The sequence below is a fragment of the Streptomyces sp. NPDC002324 genome, assembly GCF_053593335.1.
In genome coordinates, this window is record NZ_JBSFCF010000008.1 from 135,126 (window position 1) to 155,543 (window position 20,418).

At 71.3% G+C, this 20,418-nt stretch carries 15 protein-coding genes; 9 read left to right on the top strand and 6 right to left on the bottom strand.

The features are described from left to right. The first annotated feature begins 147 nt into the window (after positions 1-147). The 6 genes from ACWCRJ_RS13900 to ACWCRJ_RS13925 all read left to right on the top strand — a co-directional run bounded on the left by ACWCRJ_RS13900 (position 148) and on the right by ACWCRJ_RS13925 (position 7,341). Complete coding sequence (locus tag ACWCRJ_RS13900) at positions 148-1,350, top strand: DUF4190 domain-containing protein (RefSeq protein WP_450939501.1); 1,203 nt, start codon at positions 148-150, stop codon at positions 1,348-1,350. A gap of 147 nt (positions 1,351-1,497) precedes the next feature. After that, entirely contained in the window at positions 1,498-2,250 is a 753-nt protein-coding gene (locus ACWCRJ_RS13905) for a GntR family transcriptional regulator (protein ID WP_450939502.1), read from the top strand. Positions 2,251-2,695: 445 nt separating this feature from the next. Further along, entirely contained in the window at positions 2,696-2,905 is a 210-nt protein-coding gene (locus ACWCRJ_RS13910) for an SPOR domain-containing protein (RefSeq protein ID WP_046912981.1), read from the top strand. Between the two features lie 45 nt (positions 2,906-2,950). Next, positions 2,951-3,355: a (deoxy)nucleoside triphosphate pyrophosphohydrolase gene (locus tag ACWCRJ_RS13915; RefSeq protein WP_450939503.1), complete on the top strand. Its 405-nt coding sequence runs from the start codon at positions 2,951-2,953 to the stop codon at positions 3,353-3,355. 442 nt (positions 3,356-3,797) lie between these two features. Further along, a complete protein-coding gene (locus tag ACWCRJ_RS13920; protein ID WP_005480669.1) occupies positions 3,798-4,205 on the top strand; it encodes an ATP-binding protein in 408 nt (135 codons plus the stop codon). A gap of 274 nt (positions 4,206-4,479) precedes the next feature. Next, positions 4,480-7,341, top strand: coding sequence for a SpoIIE family protein phosphatase (locus ACWCRJ_RS13925; RefSeq protein WP_450939504.1), 2,862 nt, complete (start codon positions 4,480-4,482; stop codon positions 7,339-7,341). A 33-nt stretch (positions 7,342-7,374) separates the two neighbouring features. On the opposite strand, the gene ACWCRJ_RS13930 is transcribed toward ACWCRJ_RS13925, so the two are convergent. The 5 genes from ACWCRJ_RS13930 to ACWCRJ_RS13950 all read right to left on the bottom strand — a co-directional run bounded on the left by ACWCRJ_RS13930 (position 7,375) and on the right by ACWCRJ_RS13950 (position 13,843). Beyond that, positions 7,375-9,105, bottom strand: coding sequence for a hypothetical protein (locus ACWCRJ_RS13930; protein ID WP_450939505.1), 1,731 nt, complete (start codon positions 9,103-9,105; stop codon positions 7,375-7,377). A gap of 740 nt (positions 9,106-9,845) precedes the next feature. Then, positions 9,846-10,622 (bottom strand): succinate dehydrogenase/fumarate reductase iron-sulfur subunit, encoded by a 777-nt coding sequence (locus ACWCRJ_RS13935; RefSeq protein ID WP_046918485.1) that lies wholly within the window; start codon positions 10,620-10,622, stop codon positions 9,846-9,848. Positions 10,623-10,665: 43 nt separating this feature from the next. Beyond that, positions 10,666-12,609: a fumarate reductase/succinate dehydrogenase flavoprotein subunit gene (locus tag ACWCRJ_RS13940; RefSeq protein WP_450939506.1), complete on the bottom strand. Its 1,944-nt coding sequence runs from the start codon at positions 12,607-12,609 to the stop codon at positions 10,666-10,668. A gap of 19 nt (positions 12,610-12,628) precedes the next feature. After that, on the bottom strand, positions 12,629-13,465 hold the full coding sequence (locus tag ACWCRJ_RS13945) for a hypothetical protein (protein WP_450939507.1): 837 nt from the start codon (positions 13,463-13,465) through the stop codon (positions 12,629-12,631). Between the two features lie 87 nt (positions 13,466-13,552). Then, positions 13,553-13,843 (bottom strand): hypothetical protein, encoded by a 291-nt coding sequence (locus tag ACWCRJ_RS13950; protein WP_005480660.1) that lies wholly within the window; start codon positions 13,841-13,843, stop codon positions 13,553-13,555. A 518-nt stretch (positions 13,844-14,361) separates the two neighbouring features. Between ACWCRJ_RS13950 and ACWCRJ_RS13955 the strand changes: the two genes are divergently transcribed. From ACWCRJ_RS13955 to typA, 3 genes are all read left to right on the top strand, one after another. After that, positions 14,362-16,635 carry an ABC transporter family substrate-binding protein gene (locus ACWCRJ_RS13955; protein WP_450939508.1) on the top strand — a complete coding sequence of 758 codons (2,274 nt, stop codon included), beginning with the start codon at positions 14,362-14,364 and terminating at the stop codon, positions 16,633-16,635. Positions 16,636-16,719: 84 nt separating this feature from the next. Further along, a complete protein-coding gene (locus ACWCRJ_RS13960) occupies positions 16,720-17,406 on the top strand; it encodes a hypothetical protein (RefSeq protein WP_450939509.1) in 687 nt (228 codons plus the stop codon). Positions 17,407-17,570: 164 nt separating this feature from the next. Continuing rightward, positions 17,571-19,478 carry a translational GTPase TypA gene (gene typA / locus ACWCRJ_RS13965; RefSeq protein ID WP_033525542.1) on the top strand — a complete coding sequence of 636 codons (1,908 nt, stop codon included), beginning with the start codon at positions 17,571-17,573 and terminating at the stop codon, positions 19,476-19,478. Positions 19,479-19,564: 86 nt separating this feature from the next. Here typA and ACWCRJ_RS13970 read toward each other — a convergent pair whose 3' ends face one another. Beyond that, a complete protein-coding gene (locus ACWCRJ_RS13970; RefSeq protein ID WP_450939510.1) occupies positions 19,565-20,131 on the bottom strand; it encodes a hypothetical protein in 567 nt (188 codons plus the stop codon). Positions 20,132-20,418 lie beyond the last annotated feature (287 nt).

Below are 20,418 nucleotides of genomic sequence, written 5' to 3' on the forward strand. Positions count from 1 at the left end.
CGGCCGCCGGGGCTTGGCACGATGACGCGCCCCCGCCTTCTTCGCCGGGCCGTCCTTTCTGCGTATCGCCCACCCTCGTCGTCCGCTTACCATGCGCCAAGTCGTACGTCAGTTCCCACCCGCTCGGCGCAAGGAGCAGCTGTACCCGTGGCCACACCCCCGCCCCTCGGGCCCCAGCCACCTCAGGGCGGTGGCCCGTTCCCGCCCCCGGGGCAGCCGTACCCGTACCAGGTGCCGCACCAGGTCCCGGGCCAGGCGTGGGGACAGGCCTGGGGGCGGGCGTACCCGGCGCCGAGGCCCGCGCCGCCCGTCAACGGGCTCGCGATCGCCGCGCTCGTCCTCGGGGTGCTGTGCTTCCTGCCGGGCGTCGGGCTGCTCCTGGGGATCCTCGCGCTGGCGCAGATCCGCAAGAGGGGGGAACGCGGCAAGGGCATGGCGGTGGCCGGAATCGTGCTCTCGACGGTCGGCGCCCTGCTGACGACGCTCGCTTTCACCACGGGTGGCGCGCGCGACGCGTGGGAGGGCCTGCGTGACGTGGCGAACGGTGCGGGCGGCACCTTCTCGGTGGCCACGGGCGAGTGCTTCGACACGCCGAGCGGCTCCTTGGAGGGGTACACGGACGACGTCGACGTCGTGCGGTGCGACGGCGAGCACGACGCCGAGGTGTTCGCCGGGTTCTCGCTGCCGGACGGCCCCTACCCGGGCGACGACGCGGTCACCGAGGCCGCCGACGACCGGTGCTACGCGCGCTCGGAGTCCTATGTGATGGACCCCTGGGGCCTCCCGGCCGACGTCGACGTCTACTACTTCACGCCGACCCGGGAGAGCTGGCGGTACGGCGACCGCGAGATCACCTGCATGTTCGGCAACACGGACCCCGAGGGCGGCCTGACCGGCTCGCTGCGGCAGGACGAGACCACCCTCGACGACGACCAGCTCGCCTTCCTGAAGGCCGGCGCGATCCTTGACGACGCCTTCGACGGGATACCCGACACGGAGTACGTCGAGGACGACCTGGCCGGGCACAGGGCGTGGGCGTCGCAGGTGGCTTCGGCCCTGGAACGGCAGACGAGGGCGCTGCGCGCGCACGACTGGGAGCCGGGCGCCGAGCAGGCGGTCACCGACTACGCCGAGGCCCTCGACCACGCACACGAGGAGTGGCGGGCGGCGCACGAGGCCGACGACGCCGGGGACTTCACCGACCACTGGAACAAGGCGCACCGGCTGACCGACGGCCCGAAGGCGGTCACCGCCCGCGAGGCTCTGGGGCTGGCCACCGAGTCGCCGTCGGGCGACGACGAGGGCACCGGCCGGGGCGATGGCGACGGCGAGACCGAAGCGGAGGTGTGACGGCACCCATAGTGGGGAGAAAGTGCCTGCGTAAAGCCCTCCGCAGACACATGTCATCACATCGAGTGATTCTCTGGCCTTTGCTTGCATGGCTGAACCCACGGTTGCCACGCTGTTGCTGTCTGTACATCCAGATGGGAGCGGCCAGTGACTTTCGGTGAGCAGCCGGCGTACTTGCGTGTCGCGGGTGATCTCCGCAGGAAGATCGTGAACGGATCGCTGCCGCCGCACACCCGCCTTCCCTCGCAGGCCCGTATCCGCGAGGAGTACGGCGTTTCGGACACGGTCGCGCTGGAGGCCCGCAAGGTGCTCATGGCCGAGGGGCTGGTGGAAGGCCGCTCCGGTTCGGGGACGTATGTGCGAGAGCGGCCGGTGCCGCGCCGGGTCGCCCGCTCCGGGTTCCGGCCCGCCGGCGGTGCCACGCCCTTCCGCCAGGAGCAGGCCGACATCGCGGCGCGCGGCACCTGGGAGTCGCGCAGCGAGCAGGTCGAGGCGGGCCGGACGGTCGCGGAGCGGCTCGCGATCCAGATCGGCGACCGTGTGATGTGCACCCGGTACACCTTCCGGGACGCGGGGGAGGTCATGATGCTCTCCACCTCCTGGGAGCCCCTCGCCGTCACGGGCCGCACACCCGTGATGCTTCCCGAGGAGGGCCCCCTCGGGGGCATGGGCGTCGTCGAGCGCATGGCGGCGATCGACGTCGTCGTCGACAACGTCACCGAGGAGGTCGGCGCCCGCCCCGGCCTGGCCGAGGAACTGCTCGCCCTCGGTGGCGTCCCCGGGCATGTCGTCCTGGTCGTCCAGCGCACGTACTTCGCCTCCGGCCGGCCGGTCGAGACGGCGGACGTGGTGGTCCCGGCGGACCGCTACCAGGTGGCGTATCACCTGCCGGTGAAGTGAGGTCGTGCCGCTGCCCGTTCGGAAAACCGGCTCATCGCGGGTGTAGGGGGCGGTGGCGCGGGCATGGGTCAAGTGGCCTTTGCCGGAGGGAAGTTGGACTTGTCGGGGCTTCGGGGGTACATCCGAACGTAGTTCGAATTCGGTCGTTCTTGCCGCCGGGTCACGAGGACGTCCGGTAGCTTCCCGTTTCGCACGAAGGGCACGGGACCGCTGCTCGTCGGAGCGCTGGGGGGCGCACGGGTGGTGATCGGCGGCGCGTGCGACGGGGTGCGCCCCCCTCGTCTTGGCTGGTTGCGTACCTCTTTGTGAAAAGACAGATTCGCTGCGTGAAGGTTAGGCGTACGCTCGGGCATATGCGGATTGCGGTTTCCTTAGGTGACGGGGCGCGGCGGCATCCGGGGGCGGGACCTGGGCGGGCCGGGGCGGGAAGGAGCGGTGGGGGTCGATGAACGACGGCACGATCACTCTTCCCTGGCTCGTCGTACGGCAGGACGACAACGGCAATCGCTACCGGGTGGGCCGGTATGCGACGCGCGCCGAGGCGCAGCAGATCGCGGACAGCCTCGACAGTCGAGGCCACAAGCAGCTCTACTGGGTCGAACGCATCGGGCAGAACGGGCACAACGGCCAGAACGGCCACGGTGGGAGTAACTGATCCACCCCGCCCGGCGTCCGTGTCCGCTCCCGTAGGCTCCCGCGCATGACCGAACCGATCGTGGTGGTGGGAGCCGCTCTGCTGAGTGGCGGGCGCCTGCTCGCCGCACGCCGCAGCGCACCGCCTGAGCTGGCCGGACGCTGGGAACTGCCCGGCGGCAAGGTGGAGCCCGACGAGTCGCCCGAACAGGCGCTCGTGCGTGAGTTGCGCGAGGAGTTGGGCGTCGAGGCGAAGTCCGCGGAGCGGGTGCCCGGCGAGTGGCCGGTGCGGCCGGGGTATGTGCTCCAGGTCTGGATCGCGCATCTGCTGTCCGGTGAGCCGCGGCCGCTGGAGGACCACGACGAGCTGCGATGGCTGACCGTGGACGAGGTGTGGGACGTCGACTGGCTGGACCAGGACGTGCCGGCCGTGATGGAGGCGGCGCGGGTGGCCTGGGGCGACGCCGGCTGAGCAGTCGATCGCCGGGTGTCATGGCCCGTCGGGCTCCAGTGCCGGCCCGGTGCGGGGTGCGTGTCCCGTCGGCCCCGCGGACCTTCTGTCGAGCCGTCCGAGCGGTCCGAGCGGTCCGAGCCGTCCGAGCGGTCCGAGCCGTCCGAGCGGTCCGAGCCGTCCGAGCGGTTCGAGGCGCCCCGCGCCACCCGCCCGGTCCGGGAGTGTCGCCTTGGGAGTGCCGCCACTTCGCCCCCGGGACGCCACGGCTGTGAGTATCGTGGCTGCGGGTCGAGTGCGGCCGATCGCGCGGTTCTCCGCGCCCCTTGCGTGCCCGTCCTGGGTGCGCTCCCTACGCCGTTCGTGCCACAGTGCGCCCTCGTGCGCGGTACTTCGGCAGGGATATCGGGTATGTGCCCATTAACCCCATGAAACCGGACAGGGTCTGCTTCTGGACTGGGAAGTGATCGGCGTGATCGACAGCGGAGACGACTGCGCCGAGTGGACCTTTCCGGCGGAGCCGGGGGCGGTGCGGGACGCGCGCGCGGTGGTGCGGAGGCAACTGCGCGAGTGGGGCCTCGATGTGCTCGGGGACATCACCGCCCTGTTGGTGAGCGAGCTGGTGACCAATGCGCTGCGGCACGCCACCGGACCCATCGGGGTGCGGCTCGTGCGTCCCTCCGGCCCCTCGGGCGCACTCCTGGTCGAGGTGTCCGATCCACTGCCCGATCCGCCCCGCGAACGCGCGGCCGATGTCGACGACGAGAGCGGCCGGGGTCTGCAGTTGGTGGCCTGTTCCTCACGGGCCTGGGGTACCCGCCCCGGCGAAGCGGGCAAGACCGTGTGGTTCGAACTCGCGGTTCCCGGCTGAGCGGACCTGTCGGTGTACGGGACGAAGAATCCGGTGCACGGCGGGAGTCCACGGCGTACGGTCGAGCGAGGGGGCGGCTCCCCGGGGCGCGCGTGCGACCGACTGGTTCAAGCCAGTAGCGCTGGCTGGAGTCTTTGATTCGAGGGGGCACTGCCTGGTTAGAAGACTTGGGAGTATGTTCCGGCCGGTCCAAAAATGATCGGGACCGTGCTGTGATCGTGAACACCGTGTTGTGCGGCGCCGTAGTGCTGGATACTGCGGGCAGCCGCCCCTGGTGACCGAAGCCGGACGCGGTGAGCTGGAGGGGACGGTTCGCGTGAGCGAGATACCAGCGAAGGCCACGGAGTCCACGGGTTCCCGGAACCCGTCGGACCGCGCGAGGCCCGAGGCCGCAGACGATTCCGGCCTGGGCGGAGCCACGCGCGACAGCGGGGCCGCACGCGGCGAAGCGGGCGACGGCCGCCCGGGTCGCGGGTCCGGGAACCTAGGGCCGCAGGGGCGGCCGTCCGGGGAGCGAACGCCCGAGGGGCGACCGTCCGACGCGCGCGCCGGTGATGCCGGCGGTTCCAGCGGTGCCGAGGGTGGCGCGAGTGTCATGGGCGGTCACGGCACCGGGGACTCGATGTGGCAGACCAGCGCGCCCGGATCCATCTACGACTACATCAAGGTCGCCTCGTTCTCGATCGGCGCCGACGGGCTCGTCGACCAGTGGAGCCTGCGCGCCGAGCAGTTGTTCGGCATATCCGCCGAGCGGGCCGTGGGGATGGACCCCATCGAGGCGTTCATCGACCCCGACCGGCGTGAAGAGGGCCAGCGGAAAATGGCCGAGGTCCTCGACGGCCGGGAGTGGACCGGTGTGGTCCCCTTCCGTGTGCCGGGTCCCGAAGGGACGGAGGGGCTGGCCGAGGTCTATGTGATGCCCACCACCGTGGACGGCGGTGAACGGGCCGCGGTGTGCATCGTCGTGGATGTCCGGACCCTGCGCCGGATCGAGACCGACCTTGCCGCTTCGCAGTCGATTTTCGGCCAATCCCCGTTCGGTTTCATTCTGATCGACACCGATCTCCAAGTGAGGCGCGCCAACCAGCGTTTCGCCGCCATCTACGGCGGCGAGGTGGACGACCACCGCGGCCGGGGCGTCCGCGACTATCTGCAGTCCCCGGAGGCCGAGCGAGTCGAGGCCACCCTGCGCCGCGTCCTGGAGACCGGCGAGTCGATCACCGACATGCACATCACGGGCTTCGTGCCCGGCTCCGAGGAACGCCGTCACTGGTCCGTCAACCTCTACCGCGTGCACAGCGGCACCGGCCGCCCCATCGGCATCGCCTGGCTCGGCACCGACATCACGGCCCGTCGCTCCGCCGCCCGCGAGGCCGCCGCCGCCCGCCGCAACCTCGCCCTCCTCAACGAGGCCGGCGCACGCATCGGCAACTCCCTCGACCTGGAGACGACCGCCCGCGAACTCCTCGACGTCGTCGTCCCCGGTTTCTGCGACCTGGCCACCGTCGACCTCTATCAGGGCCTCCTGGTGGGCGACGAGACCCCGCCCGGACTCGCCGACGGCAGCGCCGAACTGCGCCGCGTCGCCTTCGCCAGCGCCGTCTCCGACGCGCCCTTCGTCGGCGGACCCGCCCCCGTGCGGGTCGGCGCGGTCCACCACTACCCGTTCAACTCGTCCTGCGCGGACGCCCTGCGCACCGCCCGCCCCCAGGAGGTGCCGGAGGAGGGCAACCTCATCCAGTCGACGCTCGCCGTGCCGATGGTCGCGCACGACACCGTCGTCGGGCTCGTGCAGTTCTCCCGCACGAAGGGCAGCGAGCCGTTCGGCGAACGCGACCGGGGCCTGGCCGTCGAGCTGGCCGCACGCGCCGCCGTCTGTATCGACAACGCGCGCCTGTACCGCCGCGAGCACGAGCGCGCCCTCATCCTGCAGCGCTCCCTGCTGCCGCCGGGCGACCCCGAGGCCTCCGGGCTCGACATCGCCTGCCGCTATCTGCCGGGCAACGCGGCCACCGAGGTCGGCGGCGACTGGTTCGACGTCATCGAACTCCCCGGCCACCGCACGGCACTCGTCGTCGGCGACGTGATGGGCCGTGGACTGCGGGCGGCGGTGGCGATGGGCGAACTGCGCACGGCTGTGCGCACGTTGGCCCTGCTGGACCTCGAACCGGCCGAGGTCCTCTCGGCACTCGACGAGATCGCCCGCGGCCTCGGCACCCCCGGCGGCGGCCAGTCGGCCTCCCGCACGTCCGCCAGCCGCCCCCGCGACAAGGATCTCTCCGAGGTCTACCTCGCCACCTGCGTCTACGCCGTCTACGACTCGGTGACCCGCCGCTGCACCTTCGCCAACGCGGGCCATCTGCCGCCGGTGCTGGTCGAGCCCGGCGAGAGCGCGCTGATGCTCGACGTGCCGCCCGGCATGCCGCTCGGCGTCGGCGGCGAGCCCTTCGAGGAGGTGGAGGTCGAACTACCCGAAGGCGCACTGTTGGCGCTCTACACGGATGGACTGGTCGAATCCCGCGACCATCCCCTCGACGAGGGCCTCCAGGCGTTCGTCGGCGCGCTCACGGACCCCGGACAGCCGCCGACCCCGCTGCGCAGCGACGCACCCCGGTCGCTGGAGGACGTCTGCGACCACGTCCTCAACACCCTCGACACCCACCACGGCGAGGACGACATCGCGCTGCTGATGGCCCGTGTGCAGGGGCTGCCGGAGGACTCCGTCGGCGACTGGACCCTGCCGCGTGAGCCGCGCAGCGTGGGCCGCGCCCGCGAGCACGCCCGCGGCCGGCTGCAGGCCTGGGACCTGGAACCCCTCATCGACACGGCGGAACTGCTGGTCAGCGAGCTGGTCACCAACGCGCTGCGGTACGGCGAGGGGGAGATACGGCTGCGGCTCCTGCTCGACAGAACGCTTGTCTGCGAGGTGTGGGACGCGGGTCTCGTGCAGCCCCGCCGGCGCCGGGCGCGTGACACGGACGAGGGCGGGCGAGGGCTCCAGCTCGTCGGCCTGCTGTCCGCCGCGTGGGGCTCCCGCAGGACGCCTCGCGGCAAGACCGTGTGGTTCGAACTGCCGCTGCCGGGTGGGGAGCACGGGCTGACGGATCCGGCGGAGGCGTTGCTGAGCCTGTTCTAGGGCGGAGTGCCGGGGACCGGGACTCCGCCCTAGTCAGAACTGGCCGCCCGCCGTTCTGCGGGCGCGGGTGGCCGTTCCGCCGTAGCAGGCGGGGCCCCGCAGGTCGGCCCGGCCGTCTCCGTCGGGCGGCTCGCCGAGGACGATCCCGCCCAGCAGGGCACCGGCCAGGCCGTCGCCGACGGGGCCGCCGTACGGATTGCCGTACGCCCGGACGTCCTGCTCGGCGAGGTGACGGGCCTCCTGGGCGAGGGCGTCGGCCCGCCGGGTGTCCGCCGCCGTGTCCGCGCTCTCGTCCTGCCCGGCGGAGTCCGTCGGCATCGCCTGCGTCAGATGCCGTTCCGCCTCCCACAGCCGGGTCCTGGCCCGCGCGCCCACCGCTCCCCGGTGCGTGGTGACGAAGTCCGCCGCGGTGGCGACCGCGCTGTGGGCCGGCAGGAACCAGCTGTCCTGACGGCGCAGGACGTCGAAGGGGTCGTCGTACGGGCCGGTGGCACGGGCGCCCTGTCCGGCGGTCACCGTGGCGTGCGCCAGCTCGGCGGCGAGCCGTTCCACCCCGGTCACGAACAGGTCCGCCTGGTCGATGGCGCCCTCGGCGGCCCGCAGGTGCGCGGCCGCGGTGTGCAGGTCGCCCGGATAGGCGGCCTGGCGGGCGCGGTTCAGCTCGGTGGTGGCGAAGACCAGGCGGTCCTTGGCCTGTTCGACATGGCCGGCGACGGGGAGCGAGACGGCCGGGGCGTAGTCCTCGCGCAGGGCGGTGAGGGTGGTGGCCGCTGTCGCCGTACGGCCGGCCAGCTCGCGGAAGCGGGTCTCCGCGCACTCCAGGGCGGGGGTGATGTCCCGTTCCAGGGCCCGGAGTTGGTCGAAGGCGGGCGTCGCCGTGTCGAGCCGCCGCTGTGCGGTCGTGCACCGGGTGAGGATCTCTTCCAGCAGTGCGCGTTCCTCGTCGGGCGACAGGGCACCGCGCTCCTCGTCCAGTCGCAGATCCGCCCGGCAGGCCCCCGCCAGCTCCCGCCGCGCATCCGCCAACGCCTCCACGAACGGCTGCACCGCGTCCCGCCCCGCAGGGGTCTCGGCGAAGGGCATGGCCGGGTCGAGGGGGATCGCGGCCTCCGAGCGGGGCTCGGCCGAGTCGACCGTGGGGGGTCCGGCGTCCGCGGCGGTGGGGCCGGTCGGTTGTGCCGCGTGGGGTGTGGGTGTGGGGGCGCCGGGATCGGGCGGGGTGGGGTCGGGCGTGCCTGGTTCCTCGGGTGGGGCGGCGTCGGAGACCGCCGGACCTTCTCCGTGCGGCTGCGGCTGCGGCTCGGCTTCCGGATGCGCGGGGCCGGTTGGGGCTTCCGTAGAGGGCTCGGTGTCGTCGTGGTCCGTGGGCCGGTCCGGGGGCGGCTCGGCGGCAACGTGGCCCGGGCGGGCCGCCGCGAAGCGGAGTTCCTCGGCGCTGGTACGGACACTGTCGTCGGTCTCGACGAGGAGCCGCCGGGCCCGGAGGCGGAGGTCGGACAGGGGGCTGGTCGGCGGTTCGTAGGTGCCGGTCGGCGTCGTGCGCAGCTGGGCGCGGCGTCGGCGTCGTACGAGCGAGTACGCGGCCACGGCGACGGCCGCACCCGCGGCGGCCACCGGCAGGATCAGATCCGCCGCGGACGCCTCGTCTCCGACCGGCGCCGCCGCGCCGATGCCGGGCGCCACGGGCTGTGCGCCGGTGGCGCGGGGCGCGAGGGGCACTGCGGCGGCCGGGCCACCGGGTCCGGTGCCGGCACCTGGCGCCAAGGGCCATCCGCCGATGGCCGGGAACGCGGACCATGCGGGATCGACCGGATGTGCGGGGCGACTACTCGTACGGTCCCTCGCCCCGGGGGAGCCGTCGCTCTCCGGAGTGCCGGGTCGTCCGTCGGCGGCGGGTCCGACGGTTGTCTGGCCTGCGTCGTGCGTCCGGGAGGGCTTGTCGTCGTGCGGTGCGGCGGGTTGTCTCTCGGCGGCCGGTCCGACGGTACTCCTTGGCGCTGTCCCGTTCCCGGACGGTGTCCTGGACAGCTCGCCGCCGACCGCGGGCACCCGGGGCGCACCCGGGGCCGTGTCGCCCGTGTGGCGTGTGTCGGCGGGGCGGTCCGTGGATTGCCCTTCGGCCGGTTCCGTGGTCGTGGGGAGCAGGAGCCAGGCCAAGGCTGCGAGCACCCCGAAGGCGGTGTGGGCCAGGCGCACGGCTATGTGCGACGTGGCGCCCCGCGCTCGGCTCCTTCTCAGACGCGACGTCACATTTGGGAGCGTATGGCCGGACTCGCGCGGTCGCGAGCGGGGTGCGGCGGAGTGGGGGAGACGGAGGTCGGCGGCGACGGCGAGGGCCCCTCAGGACCGCTTCCCCCGCGAGGCGGGTCCTGACCGTCGCCGGCTCGGTGCTGTCGTACCCCGCGAGCCGCCCCGGCCGCGTCGCCACCCGGTGGCGCCCGGGTGGTGACGCGCGGCGACCGCGATGCCCGGACGACGACGCGGACGCCCCCAGAGGGCAGACCTCACCCCGCCGAGGACCGCCTCCTGATCTTCGACCCCAGCCACACCAGCGGGTCGTACTTGCGGTCCACGGCACGTTCCTTCAACGGGATCAGCGCGTTGTCCGTGATCTTGATGCCTTCGGGGCAGACCTCGGTGCAGCACTTGGTGATGTTGCAGTAGCCGAGGCCGTGCTCGTCCTGGGCCGTCCTCTTGCGGTCCAGGCCGGTGTCCTCCGCCGCGTCCAGCGGGTGCATGTCCAGCTCCGCGACGCGCATGAGGAAGCGCGGGCCCGCGAAGGCCGGCTTGTTCTCCTCGTGGTCGCGCACGACATGGCAGGTGTCCTGGCACAGGAAGCACTCGATGCACTTGCGGAACTCCTGCGGACGGTCCACGTCCTCCTGCATCATGCGGTACTCACCGGGACCGAGCTTCTCCGGCGGCACGAAGGCCGGGACCTCGCGCGCCTTGGTGTAGTTGAATCCCACGTCCGTGACCAGGTCACGCACGACCGGGAAGGCCCGCAGCGGCGTGACGGTGATCGTCTCGTCCCGCTCGAACACCGACATCCGGGTCATGCACATCAGCCGGGGACGGCCGTTGATCTCGGCGGAACACGAACCGCACTTGCCCGCCTTGCAGTTCCAGCGGACGGCGAGGTCGGGCGTCCGGGTCGCCTGGAGCCGGTGGATGATGTCGAGAACCACCTCGCCCTCGTTCACCTCGACCTCGAAGTCCTCCAGAGCGCCGCCCCGCACATCGCCCCGCCACACCCTGAAGCGGGCCTCGTAACCGCTCATGACCGCGCCTCCTCGTGGCCGGCACAGCCGCTGTCGTAGCCGCTCACTCGTACAGCTCCTCTTCGGCGAGGTACTTGACCAGCTCCTCCTTGTCGAACAGGGCGAGCAGGTCGGGACGGATGGCTTCGGTGGTCTCCCGGGTGAGGGCGATCTGGCCGACGACGGGATCCCAGGTCTCCGGCCCGCCCGTCGGATCGGAGAGCCGGCACAACAGGTTGATCCGGCGCCAGTCGCGGTCCATCGTCGGATGGTCTTCGCGGGTGTGGCCGCCACGCGACTCGGTGCGCTCCAGCGCGGCCCGGGCCACACACTCGCTGACCAGCAGCATGTTCCGCAGGTCGAGGGCGAGGTGCCAGCCGGGGTTGAACTGCCGGTGCCCCTCCACCCCCGCCCGGCGCGCCCGCACCCGCAGGTCGGCCAGCTTCTCCAGTGCCTGCTCCATCTCGCCCTCGCGGCGGATGATGCCGACCAGGTCGTTCATGGCCTGCTGCAGTTCCTGGTGGAGGGTGTACGGGTTCTCCGGCGGCCGGCCGGCCTCCAGGCCGGGCTCCGGACCCTCGGCGGAGAACGGCCGCAGCGCCTCGGCGGCGGCCGTGTCCACCTCGATGTCGTCCACCGGTGGCCGGGCCCCGCTCAGCCCCGCCGTGTACGCGGCCGCGTGCTGCCCCGCCCGGCGGCCGAACACGAGCAGGTCGGAGAGGGAGTTGCCGCCCAGCCGGTTGGAGCCGTGCATCCCGCCGGCCACCTCCCCGGCCGCGAACAGGCCCGGCACCCCCCGCGCCGCCGCCGTGTCCGACTCGACCGCGATCCCGCCCATCACGTAGTGACAGGTGGGCCCGACCTCCATAGCCTCCGCCGTGATGTCGACGTCCGCCAGCTCCTTGAACTGGTGGTACATCGAGGGGAGTCGGCGCCGGATGGTCTCCGCCGGCATCCGCGTGGACACATCCAGGAAGACCCCGCCGTGCGGCGAGCCCCGGCCCGCCTTCACCTCGGCGTTGATGGCCCGCGCCACCTCGTCGCGCGGCAGCAGTTCGGGCGGGCGGCGGTTGTGGTCCGGGTCCTCGTACCAGCGGTCGCCCTCCTCCTCGGACTCCGCGTACTTCTCCTTGAAGACGTCCGGGACGTAGTCGAACATGAACCGCTCGCCCTCGGAGTTGCGCAGGACACCGCCGTCCCCGCGCACCGACTCCGTGACGAGGATGCCCTTGACCGACGGCGGCCAGACCATGCCCGTCGGATGGAACTGCACGAACTCCATGTTCAGCAGCGGCGCCCCCGCGAGCAGTGCCAGCGCGTGGCCGTCGCCCGTGTACTCCCACGAGTTCGACGTCACCTTGAACGACTTGCCGATCCCGCCGGTGGCGATGACCACGGCCGGCGCTTCGAGGACGAAGAAGCGCCCGGATTCGCGCTCGTAACCGAAGACGCCGCAGACCCGGCCGCCGTCCTTCAGCACCCGGGTGACCGTGCACTCCTGGAAGACCTTGAGCCGGGACTCGTAGTCGCCGGTCTCCTTGTGGTCCTCCTGCTGGAGCGCGACGATCTTCTGCTGGAGCGTGCGGATCAGCTCCAGGCCCGTACGGTCGCCGACATGCGCCAGGCGCGGGTACTCGTGGCCGCCGAAGTTGCGCTGCGAGATCCGGCCGTCCTTCGTACGGTCGAAGAGGGCGCCCCAGGTCTCCAGCTCCCACACCCGGTCGGGGGCCTCGCGCGCGTGCAGCTCGGCCATCCGCCACTGGTTGAGGAACTTGCCGCCGCGCATGGTGTCGCGGAAGTGGACCTGCCAGTTGTCGCCGGAGTTGACGTTGCCCATGGCGGCCGCGATGCCGCCCTCCGCCATCACGGTGTGCGCCTTGCCGAACAGGGACTTGCAGATCACGGCCGTACGGGCGCCCCGCTCACGGGCCTCGATCGCGGCGCGGAGCCCGGCGCCGCCGGCGCCGATCACGACGACGTCCCACTCCTGTCGTTCGACCACGGACATCAGAAGCACCTTTTGTCTGTTAGAAGAGGGCCGGATCGTCGAAGACGCCGGACGCGACCAGGTACACGTAGAAGTCGGCGAGCGCCACGCTCACCAACGACGCCCAGGCCAGCTGCATGTGGCGGGCGTTGAGCTTCCCGACCCAACTCCACATCCGGTAGCGCACGGGATGCTTGGAGAAGTGCTTGAGCTTGCCGCCGACGATGTGCCGGCACGAGTGGCAGGAGAGGGTGTACGCCCAGATCAGCACGATGTTCACGAGGAACACGAGGGTGCCGAGGCCCATGTGGCCCCACGCGTAGTTCTCGTCACGGAAGGCCAGGACCGTGTCGTAGGTGAGGATGCAGGCGACGAGCAGGGCCGCGTAGAAGAAGTACCGGTGGAGGTTCTGCAGGATCAGCGGGAACCGGGTCTCGCCGGAGTACTTCCGGTGCGGCTCGGCGACCGCGCAGGCGGGCGGGGAGGCCCAGAAGCCGCGGTAGTAGGCCTTGCGGTAGTAGTAGCAGGTCAGGCGGAAGCCGAGCGGGAAGATCAGGATGATGATCGCCGGTGAGATGCCCCACCAGCCGCCGAGGAGCTCCCAGTTGGGGCCACCGCGCATGGGCACGCAGCGTTCCGCCAGACAGGGCGAGTAGAACGGCGAGACGTACGGGGCCGCGTAGTAGTGCGCGTCGGCGAAGGCCCGCCACGTCGAGTACACGATGAACGCCAGCAGGCCGGCGGCCGTCGCGGCGGGGGCCAGCCACCAGCGGTCGGTGCGCAGGTGCGGGGCGGAGATCGCGGCGCGCGTACGGGTCCGTACGCCGCCCCGCCGGGGATGGGGTTCAGTTGCCGGTGGTTCCGTACCAGTGGCCAACGGGGGACTCCCGGTCGGGTTCTTGGCGTGTCGGGGACGAGGGCTGGGGGCTGGGCTTTCGGGGCGTGGGGCGGTCGGTTGCGGCGGTCAGGGGGCGCGGCGGTCGCGGGCGCCGAGGCCCTCGTCGTCCGAGTCCGTCCACAGTGAGCTGTCGTACGGGGTGTCGGGGATCGGGACCAGGTCCGGGCGGCGTGGCTTCGCCAGGGCGGGGGCGGCCTCGCCGAGCAGCGCGACGCTTTCGCGCAGGTGGTCGGCGTCGGTTCTGACGCGGCGTATCTCCAGGCCGCTGCCGCCGAGTTGCTGCTCCAGGCGGCGTACGGACCGGGTCAGTTCGTCCAGGCAGCGCCGGACTGCCGTCAAGTCGTCGTGCACGGACATGACTTGCCCTCGCTTTCAGGGGGTGGTGACCCCAAGGCGGCAATGTTCATGCGCCTGCGAGTGTCGCGCGTCACACGTGCCGGTGGGAAGCCGTGTGCGGTGTTCTTTTGCGCCGGGGAGCGTCGGGGGTGCGGTCGCGTTGCCGGGTGCGTTGTCGGGTGCGGCCCGGTGGGGCTTCCCGCGCGGTTCCCCGCGCCCGTGAAGACCCAGGCCCCTGCGGGCCTGAGAAGCTCGGGGCGCAGCCCCTGCTTCTCAGGGGCGCGGGGAACCGCGCGAGAAGTCCCGCCGGACGCGCGCCCGCCGAACAACAGAGCCCACCGGGTCCCAAGGCGCCCCACCCGACTTCATGGCGCCCAAACGGGTGGGTTCGGCCGCCCCCCTCGTCGTGTCGCCACCCCCACGAGAACCCCGTCCTCTTCAGTGGGCCGCATCCGTCTGATCAGCTCCATATACCGCCGAACGTGATCAGAGCCACCCCCGTCCCCGTTCTCCCACCGCGGAGCGAGGAGGTCGCAGTGATGCCGATTCCCCACGACCGCGTTCGACCGCGCGCCCGGCGCCGCACCCTGGCGTTCCTGGCCGCAGGCGTGCTCACGGTGCCCGGCCTGAGCGGCTGCAGCGAGGAGGATCCGGCGGGCAGACCCCTGGCCGGACAGGACATCGCGCCCGCCGCACGCGACCGCGTCGCCGACGGCGGCACCCTGCGCTGGGCCGTGGACGCCGTACCGGAGACGCTGAACACCTTCCAGTCGGACGCCGACCCGACCACGGCACGCATCGCCGGTGCCGTCCTGCCGTCGATGTACCGCCTCGACGCCGGCGGACGCCCCCAGCTCAACGCCGACTTCCTGGAATCCGCGAAGGTCGTCGAACGCGAGCCCCGGCAGGTCGTCCTCTACAAGCTCAACCAGCAGGCGGTGTGGAGCGACGGCCGCGAGATCGGCGCCGCCGACTTCGCCGCGCAGTGGCGGGCCCTGTCCGGCAAGGACGCCGCGTACTGGACCGCCAGGAACTCCGGCTACGAACGTATCGAGAAGATCGAACGCGGTGACAACGACCTGGAGGTCCGGGTCACCTTCGCCCGCCCGTACGCCGACTGGAAGTCGCTGTTCTCGCCGCTGTACCCGAAGCAGGTGATGGGTACCCCCGACTCCTTCAACGACGGCGCCCGCAAGCAGCTCAAGGTCACCGCCGGGCCGTTCGCGCTGAAGGAGGTCGACCGCAAGGCCGGCCAGGTCACGCTGGCCCGCAACCCCCGCTGGTGGGGACGGACCGCCAAGCTCTCCGAGCTGGTTCTGCGCGCCGTACCGCGCGCCGAGCGGGACGAGGCGCTGGCCGAGGACAAGGTCGACATCGCCGAGATCGACTCCGCGCAGGCCGAGCGGATCATGCTCGCCTCCCGTGACAAGAAGAAGAAGGCGCAAGGCGCCGGTCCGCCGCTCTCGCAGCGCGGCCCGCTCGGCCGGGAGGGCGGGGCGCACGGCCCCGAGTCCGGCCTGACCCCCGCGAAGTCGCTGCGGTCCTGGGCCCTCGCGCACGGCTCGGACGAGAAGGCCGCCGATGGCGAGACCCGTGCCCGTGAGAAGCGGCGCGCGGCGCTCGCCGAGTACCTCTCGCAGCAGTCCGCCCTGCGGGGCTTCGCCGTCCGCCGGTCCCTGGAACCCGCCTTCACCCAGCTCGCGCTGAACGGTTCCGACGGTCCTCTCGCCGACGAGCGCGTCCGCCGCGCCGTGGCCCGCGCGATCGACCGCGAGAAGCTCGCCGCCCTCGTCCTCGAACCCCTCGGTCTGCCCGCCGAGCCCGTCGGCAGCCACCTCGCCCTCGCCGGTCAGGCCGCCTACGCGGACAACAGCGGCGCCCTCGGCGGCCAGGACGCCGACGAGGCGCGGGCCCTCCTGGCCGACGCCGGCTGGGAACAGGGCGGCCCCCTCGAACCCCGCGAGCCCGTGGCGGAGAGCAAGAAGGCGGCCGGCGCGGAGGGGGAGAGCCGCGGCACGAAGAACGACTCCGGTTCCGACAAGCCCGGCAGCGGATCGGGCGAACGCGGCTCCGAGAAGTCCGGCTCCTCCGCGGACGACAGCACGTACGTCGTCGGCGGGGACGACAAGCCCTACGACGCCGACGAGAACCTCGCCCAGGACGGCAAGCAGTTCAAGCCGGGCGGCGCGCCCGGCGCGTACGCCCCGCAGGGGACGCGGGCGCCCGCCGATGCCGCGCGGGGGCCGCTCGCCAAGAACGGCAAGCTGCTGACGCTGCGGTTCGTACTGCCGTCGGGACCGGGGACGGAGTCGCTGCGGGCCGTCGGCGAGCGGATCGCGGTGATGCTGGAGCGCGTCGGGATCCGGACGGAGATCACGAAGGTCCCGGACGAGAGCTACTTCAAGGACCACATCGCGAACGGACAGTACGACCTCGCGCTGTACTCCTGGCCGACCTCCGCGTACCCCGCCACCGACGCCCGGCCGATCTACGCCAAGCCGGTGCCGGCGGCCGACGGCTCGCTGAACGTCGAGCAGAACTACACGCGCGTCGGCACGGACCGCGTCGACCAGCTGTTCGACCAGGCCCTCTCCACCCTCGACGAGTCGAAGACCCGCGCGCTGATCCGCAAGGCGGACGCCCGCATCTGGGCCGCCGCCGGGTCCATCCCCCTGTACCAGCGGCCCCAGCTCGTCGCCGCCCGCACCACCCTCGCGAACGCGGGCGCCTTCGGCTTCCAGACCCCGGTCTACGAGGACATGGGCTTCCTGAAGAAGGGCGCGAAGGGACCGGCGCGCCCCACCGCCTCATAGGGGATCCTTGCCCCACGGACCTCGGCCGCCGCCCCCGTACTCACGCGGGCGGCGGCCGACGTATGCGGAGGGGGAGGTCGGGCGATGCACGACTCGGTACGGCGGAACCGCGCGGCGGGTGCGGGTGCGGGTGCGGGTGTGTCGGTGTGGGTGCTGGCGCTGGCGCTGGGGGCGACGGCCTGCACGGGTGGTCCCGGTGGCGCGGCCGCCCCGGACGACGGCCGCGCACGGGCGGGCGTGTCCTGCGCGGACGGCAAGTACACCTGGTCCGGCGTACGCCGGACGACGTGGCCGACGGCACTCGGCGAACCGGTCACCTTCGCGAAGGGGACGCACTCCTACGAGACCCGTCTGCATCCATTGGAACCCGGCACCGTCCACCGGCCCACGGTCACCGGTGCGCCCGAAGGGGTGTCCCCGGCCCGGGTGATCAAGGCACTGGGTGCGCATCTGAAGGTGGAGGAGCCGCTCGCGGATCCGTCCGAGGAGGAGCCGCCCGAGGAGTCGGAGTTCGGATGGCATGCCGGGGGGCTCGACGGCCCGTACTACCTCTGGAAGCAGATCGGATTCGTCGACGCCCGCTTCACGTACACCTGCGGGGACGCCGAGCCGGCGCGGGGCCGCGTCCACACCTGGGAGACGGTCGGCACGGGATTCCTGCCCTGTGACACCCCGCCGGACGGGGCGGCCGGGCGGGCCGCGGCCGAGGAGCTGTGCCCGGTCGGTTCGCGGGCGGCCGAGGCGGCCCGAGCCGCCGAGAAGCGGCCCTGAGCTGGGGTTGAGCCGGGCTGAGCTGGGCCGAAACGGCCCGGGGAGCCTCGGTGCCCGCGGCCCCGTACCATGGGGTGAGGCCGTGGCGTGTCCAGCCCGGCAGGGTCCGCGCGACACAGATGTCAGCGCAGGCCGTCCTCACACTCCGGGAGAAGCGCCTCAATATGGCCACGCGCCACGACATCCGCAACGTTGCCATCGTCGCCCACGTCGACCATGGCAAGACCACTCTGGTCGACGCCATGCTCAAGCAGGCCGGTGCCTTCGCCGCGCACGCCGCCGAGTCGCTCGACGACCGCATGATGGACTCGAACGACCTGGAGCGTGAGAAGGGCATCACGATCCTCGCCAAGAACACGGCGGTGAAGTACCACCCGAAGGATGGCGGCGACGTCATCACCATCAACATCATCGACACCCCCGGTCACGCCGACTTCGGTGGCGAGGTCGAGCGCGGTCTGTCGATGGTCGACGCGGTGGTCCTGCTCGTCGACGCCTCCGAGGGTCCGCTGCCGCAGACCCGCTTCGTGCTGCGCAAGGCGCTTCAGCAGCGCCTGCCCGTCATCCTGTGCATCAACAAGACGGACCGCGCGGACTCGCGCATCGACGAGGTCGTCAACGAGACCTACGACCTCTTCCTCGACCTCGACGCCGACGAGGACCAGATCGAGTTCCCCATCGTCTACGCGTGTGCGCGTGACGGTGTCGCCTCGCTGACCAAGCCGGAGGACGGCACCGTCCCGGCCGACAGCAACAGCCTGGAGCCGTTCTTCTCCACGATCCTGTCGCACGTCCCGGCCCCGTCGTACGACGAGGAGGCCCCGCTCCAGGCGCACGTCACCAACCTGGACGCCGACAACTTCCTCGGCCGTATCGCGCTGCTCCGCGTCGAGCAGGGCGAGCTGCGCAAGGGACAGACCGTCACATGGATCAAGCGTGACGGCACGATGGCCAACGTCCGCATCACCGAGCTGATGATGACCGAGGCGCTCACCCGCAAGCCCGCCGAGGTGGCCGGCCCCGGTGACATCTGTGCCGTCGCCGGTATCCCGGACATCATGATCGGCGAGACCCTCGCCGACACCGAGAACCCGATCGCGCTGCCGCTGATCACGGTCGACGAGCCGGCGATCTCGATGACCATCGGCACGAACACCTCGCCGCTGGTCGGCCGCGGTGGCACCGGCAAGGGCGCGGACAACAAGGCCGCGGTCAAGGACCGCAAGGTCACCGCCCGCCAGGTCAAGGACCGCCTCGACCGCGAGCTGGTCGGTAACGTCAGCCTCCGTGTCCTCGACACCGAGCGTCCCGACGCCTGGGAGGTCCAGGGCCGTGGTGAGCTGGCGCTGGCCATCCTGGTCGAGCAGATGCGCCGTGAGGGCTTCGAGCTGACCATCGGCAAGCCGCAGGTGGTCACCAAGATCGTCGACGGCAAGGTCTACGAGCCGGTCGAGCGCATGACGATCGACGTCCCCGAGGAGCACATGGGCGCGGTCACGCAGCTCATGGGCGTCCGCAAGGGCCGGATGGACAACATGTCGAACCACGGCTCCGGCTGGGTCCGCATGGAGTTCGTCGTTCCGTCCCGCGGCCTCATCGGCTTCCGTACGGAGTTCCTGACCGGCACGCGCGGCACGGGCATCGCCCACTCCATCCACGAGGGCCACGAGCCGTGGTTCGGCACGCTGACGACCCGCAACAACGGTTCGCTCGTCGCCGACCGCTCCGGCGCCGTCACCGCGTTCGCGATGACGAACCTCCAGGAGCGCGGTGTGCTGTTCACCGACCCCGGTACCGAGGTCTACGAGGGCATGATCGTCGGTGAGAACTCGCGCTCCGACGACATGGACGTGAACATCACCAAGGAGAAGAAGCTCACGAACATGCGGTCCTCCTCGGCCGACTCGTTCGAGGCCATCGTCCCGCCGCGCAAGCTCTCCCTGGAGCAGTCCCTGGAGTTCTGCCGCGACGACGAGTGCGTCGAGGTGACCCCGGAGGCCGTGCGCATCCGCAAGGTCAACCTGGACGCCCGCGAGCGCGCCCGCGCCGCGAGCCGCGCCAAGCACGGCTAAATACTGGCTCGCTGTTCACGCAGACGGTCCGGCCGTTCCCCCAGGGGGAGTGGCCGGACCGTCACTGCGAGGTGAAGGCAGGAATTCTAGACGTTTTCGCGCTTCCACACGTTGTCCGCGTTGCCCGAGTACGGCACGTGGATCCTCTTCTTGTAGGTCGTCCTGTACTTGCAAATGCCCGTGTTGAAGGTCTTCTTGGTGACGGTAAGTTCGCTATGGCGGTGGAACATCCGGATGCGCTGTGTCTTGCCCTTGGCGATGTGCAGGGTGTATCGCCAGGACTTGGCCTTGGACCACGTCTTGGAGTGATTGATCTCGGTTTTGACCTTCAGCGAGGCGAAAATGGCGCTGAGGTCTCCCTCCACCGCCGCGGACCCGCCCCACGACGAAGTCGCAGTCGTCGTCTCCGAGTAGGAGACGTCGCCAGGCCCCTGGATGGCGCTACTCACCAGGTTGGTCTTCTTGTCGATGCGCTTGATGTTGGAGATCTTTATGATCTTCTTCTGCGGTGCGCAGGAGGCGTAGCTCGGTGCAGCCACGGCGACCAACCCGGAACCGGCCAGGGTTAGTGCGACGACTCCGCTAGCGATGGATCTCATACAAACTCCCCGTGTTGGCGCCTCATAGGCGCTTTGGCCATTGTTGTCAGCCATGTGGCAAAGATGTGCGTAAAGAACGTGCCTGGGTCGTAGCAGTCGTGCCCGTCGCTGCTGCGGCGGGGGAGTGCTCGTCGTGAACTCTGCTGCCAGAATGGCTGCTTGGCTGATCGCTCGATGAGTAAAACGCCAACAGCGCGGTAGTGCTACTCAATTGAGGAAACTTTGAGGTGGTCCTGCCAAGCGTCGACCGATGTCACCGGGCCAGGGGGCTTCCGCCGGCAGGCGGCAAGAGCATCAGCAATGGACAGGGGCCTTGCGGGTCGGGCTAAGCCGTTGGTTTG

Bases quoted from the DNA above. Each gene is read 5' to 3' on its own strand.
- ACWCRJ_RS13910 (WP_046912981.1), top strand. From the start codon at position 2,696: ATGAACGACGGCACGATCACTCTTCCCTGGCTCGTCGTACGGCAGGAC.
- ACWCRJ_RS13935 (WP_046918485.1), bottom strand. From the start codon at position 10,622: ATGAGCGGTTACGAGGCCCGCTTCAGGGTGTGGCGGGGCGATGTGCGG.
- ACWCRJ_RS13950 (WP_005480660.1), bottom strand. From the start codon at position 13,843: ATGTCCGTGCACGACGACTTGACGGCAGTCCGGCGCTGCCTGGACGAA.
- ACWCRJ_RS13960 (WP_450939509.1), top strand. From the start codon at position 16,720: ATGCACGACTCGGTACGGCGGAACCGCGCGGCGGGTGCGGGTGCGGGT.
- ACWCRJ_RS13940 (WP_450939506.1), bottom strand. From the start codon at position 12,609: ATGTCCGTGGTCGAACGACAGGAGTGGGACGTCGTCGTGATCGGCGCC.
- ACWCRJ_RS13915 (WP_450939503.1), top strand. From the start codon at position 2,951: ATGACCGAACCGATCGTGGTGGTGGGAGCCGCTCTGCTGAGTGGCGGG.
- ACWCRJ_RS13955 (WP_450939508.1), top strand. From the start codon at position 14,362: ATGCCGATTCCCCACGACCGCGTTCGACCGCGCGCCCGGCGCCGCACC.
- ACWCRJ_RS13970 (WP_450939510.1), bottom strand. From the start codon at position 20,131: ATGGCTGACAACAATGGCCAAAGCGCCTATGAGGCGCCAACACGGGGA.
- typA (WP_033525542.1), top strand. From the start codon at position 17,571: ATGGCCACGCGCCACGACATCCGCAACGTTGCCATCGTCGCCCACGTC.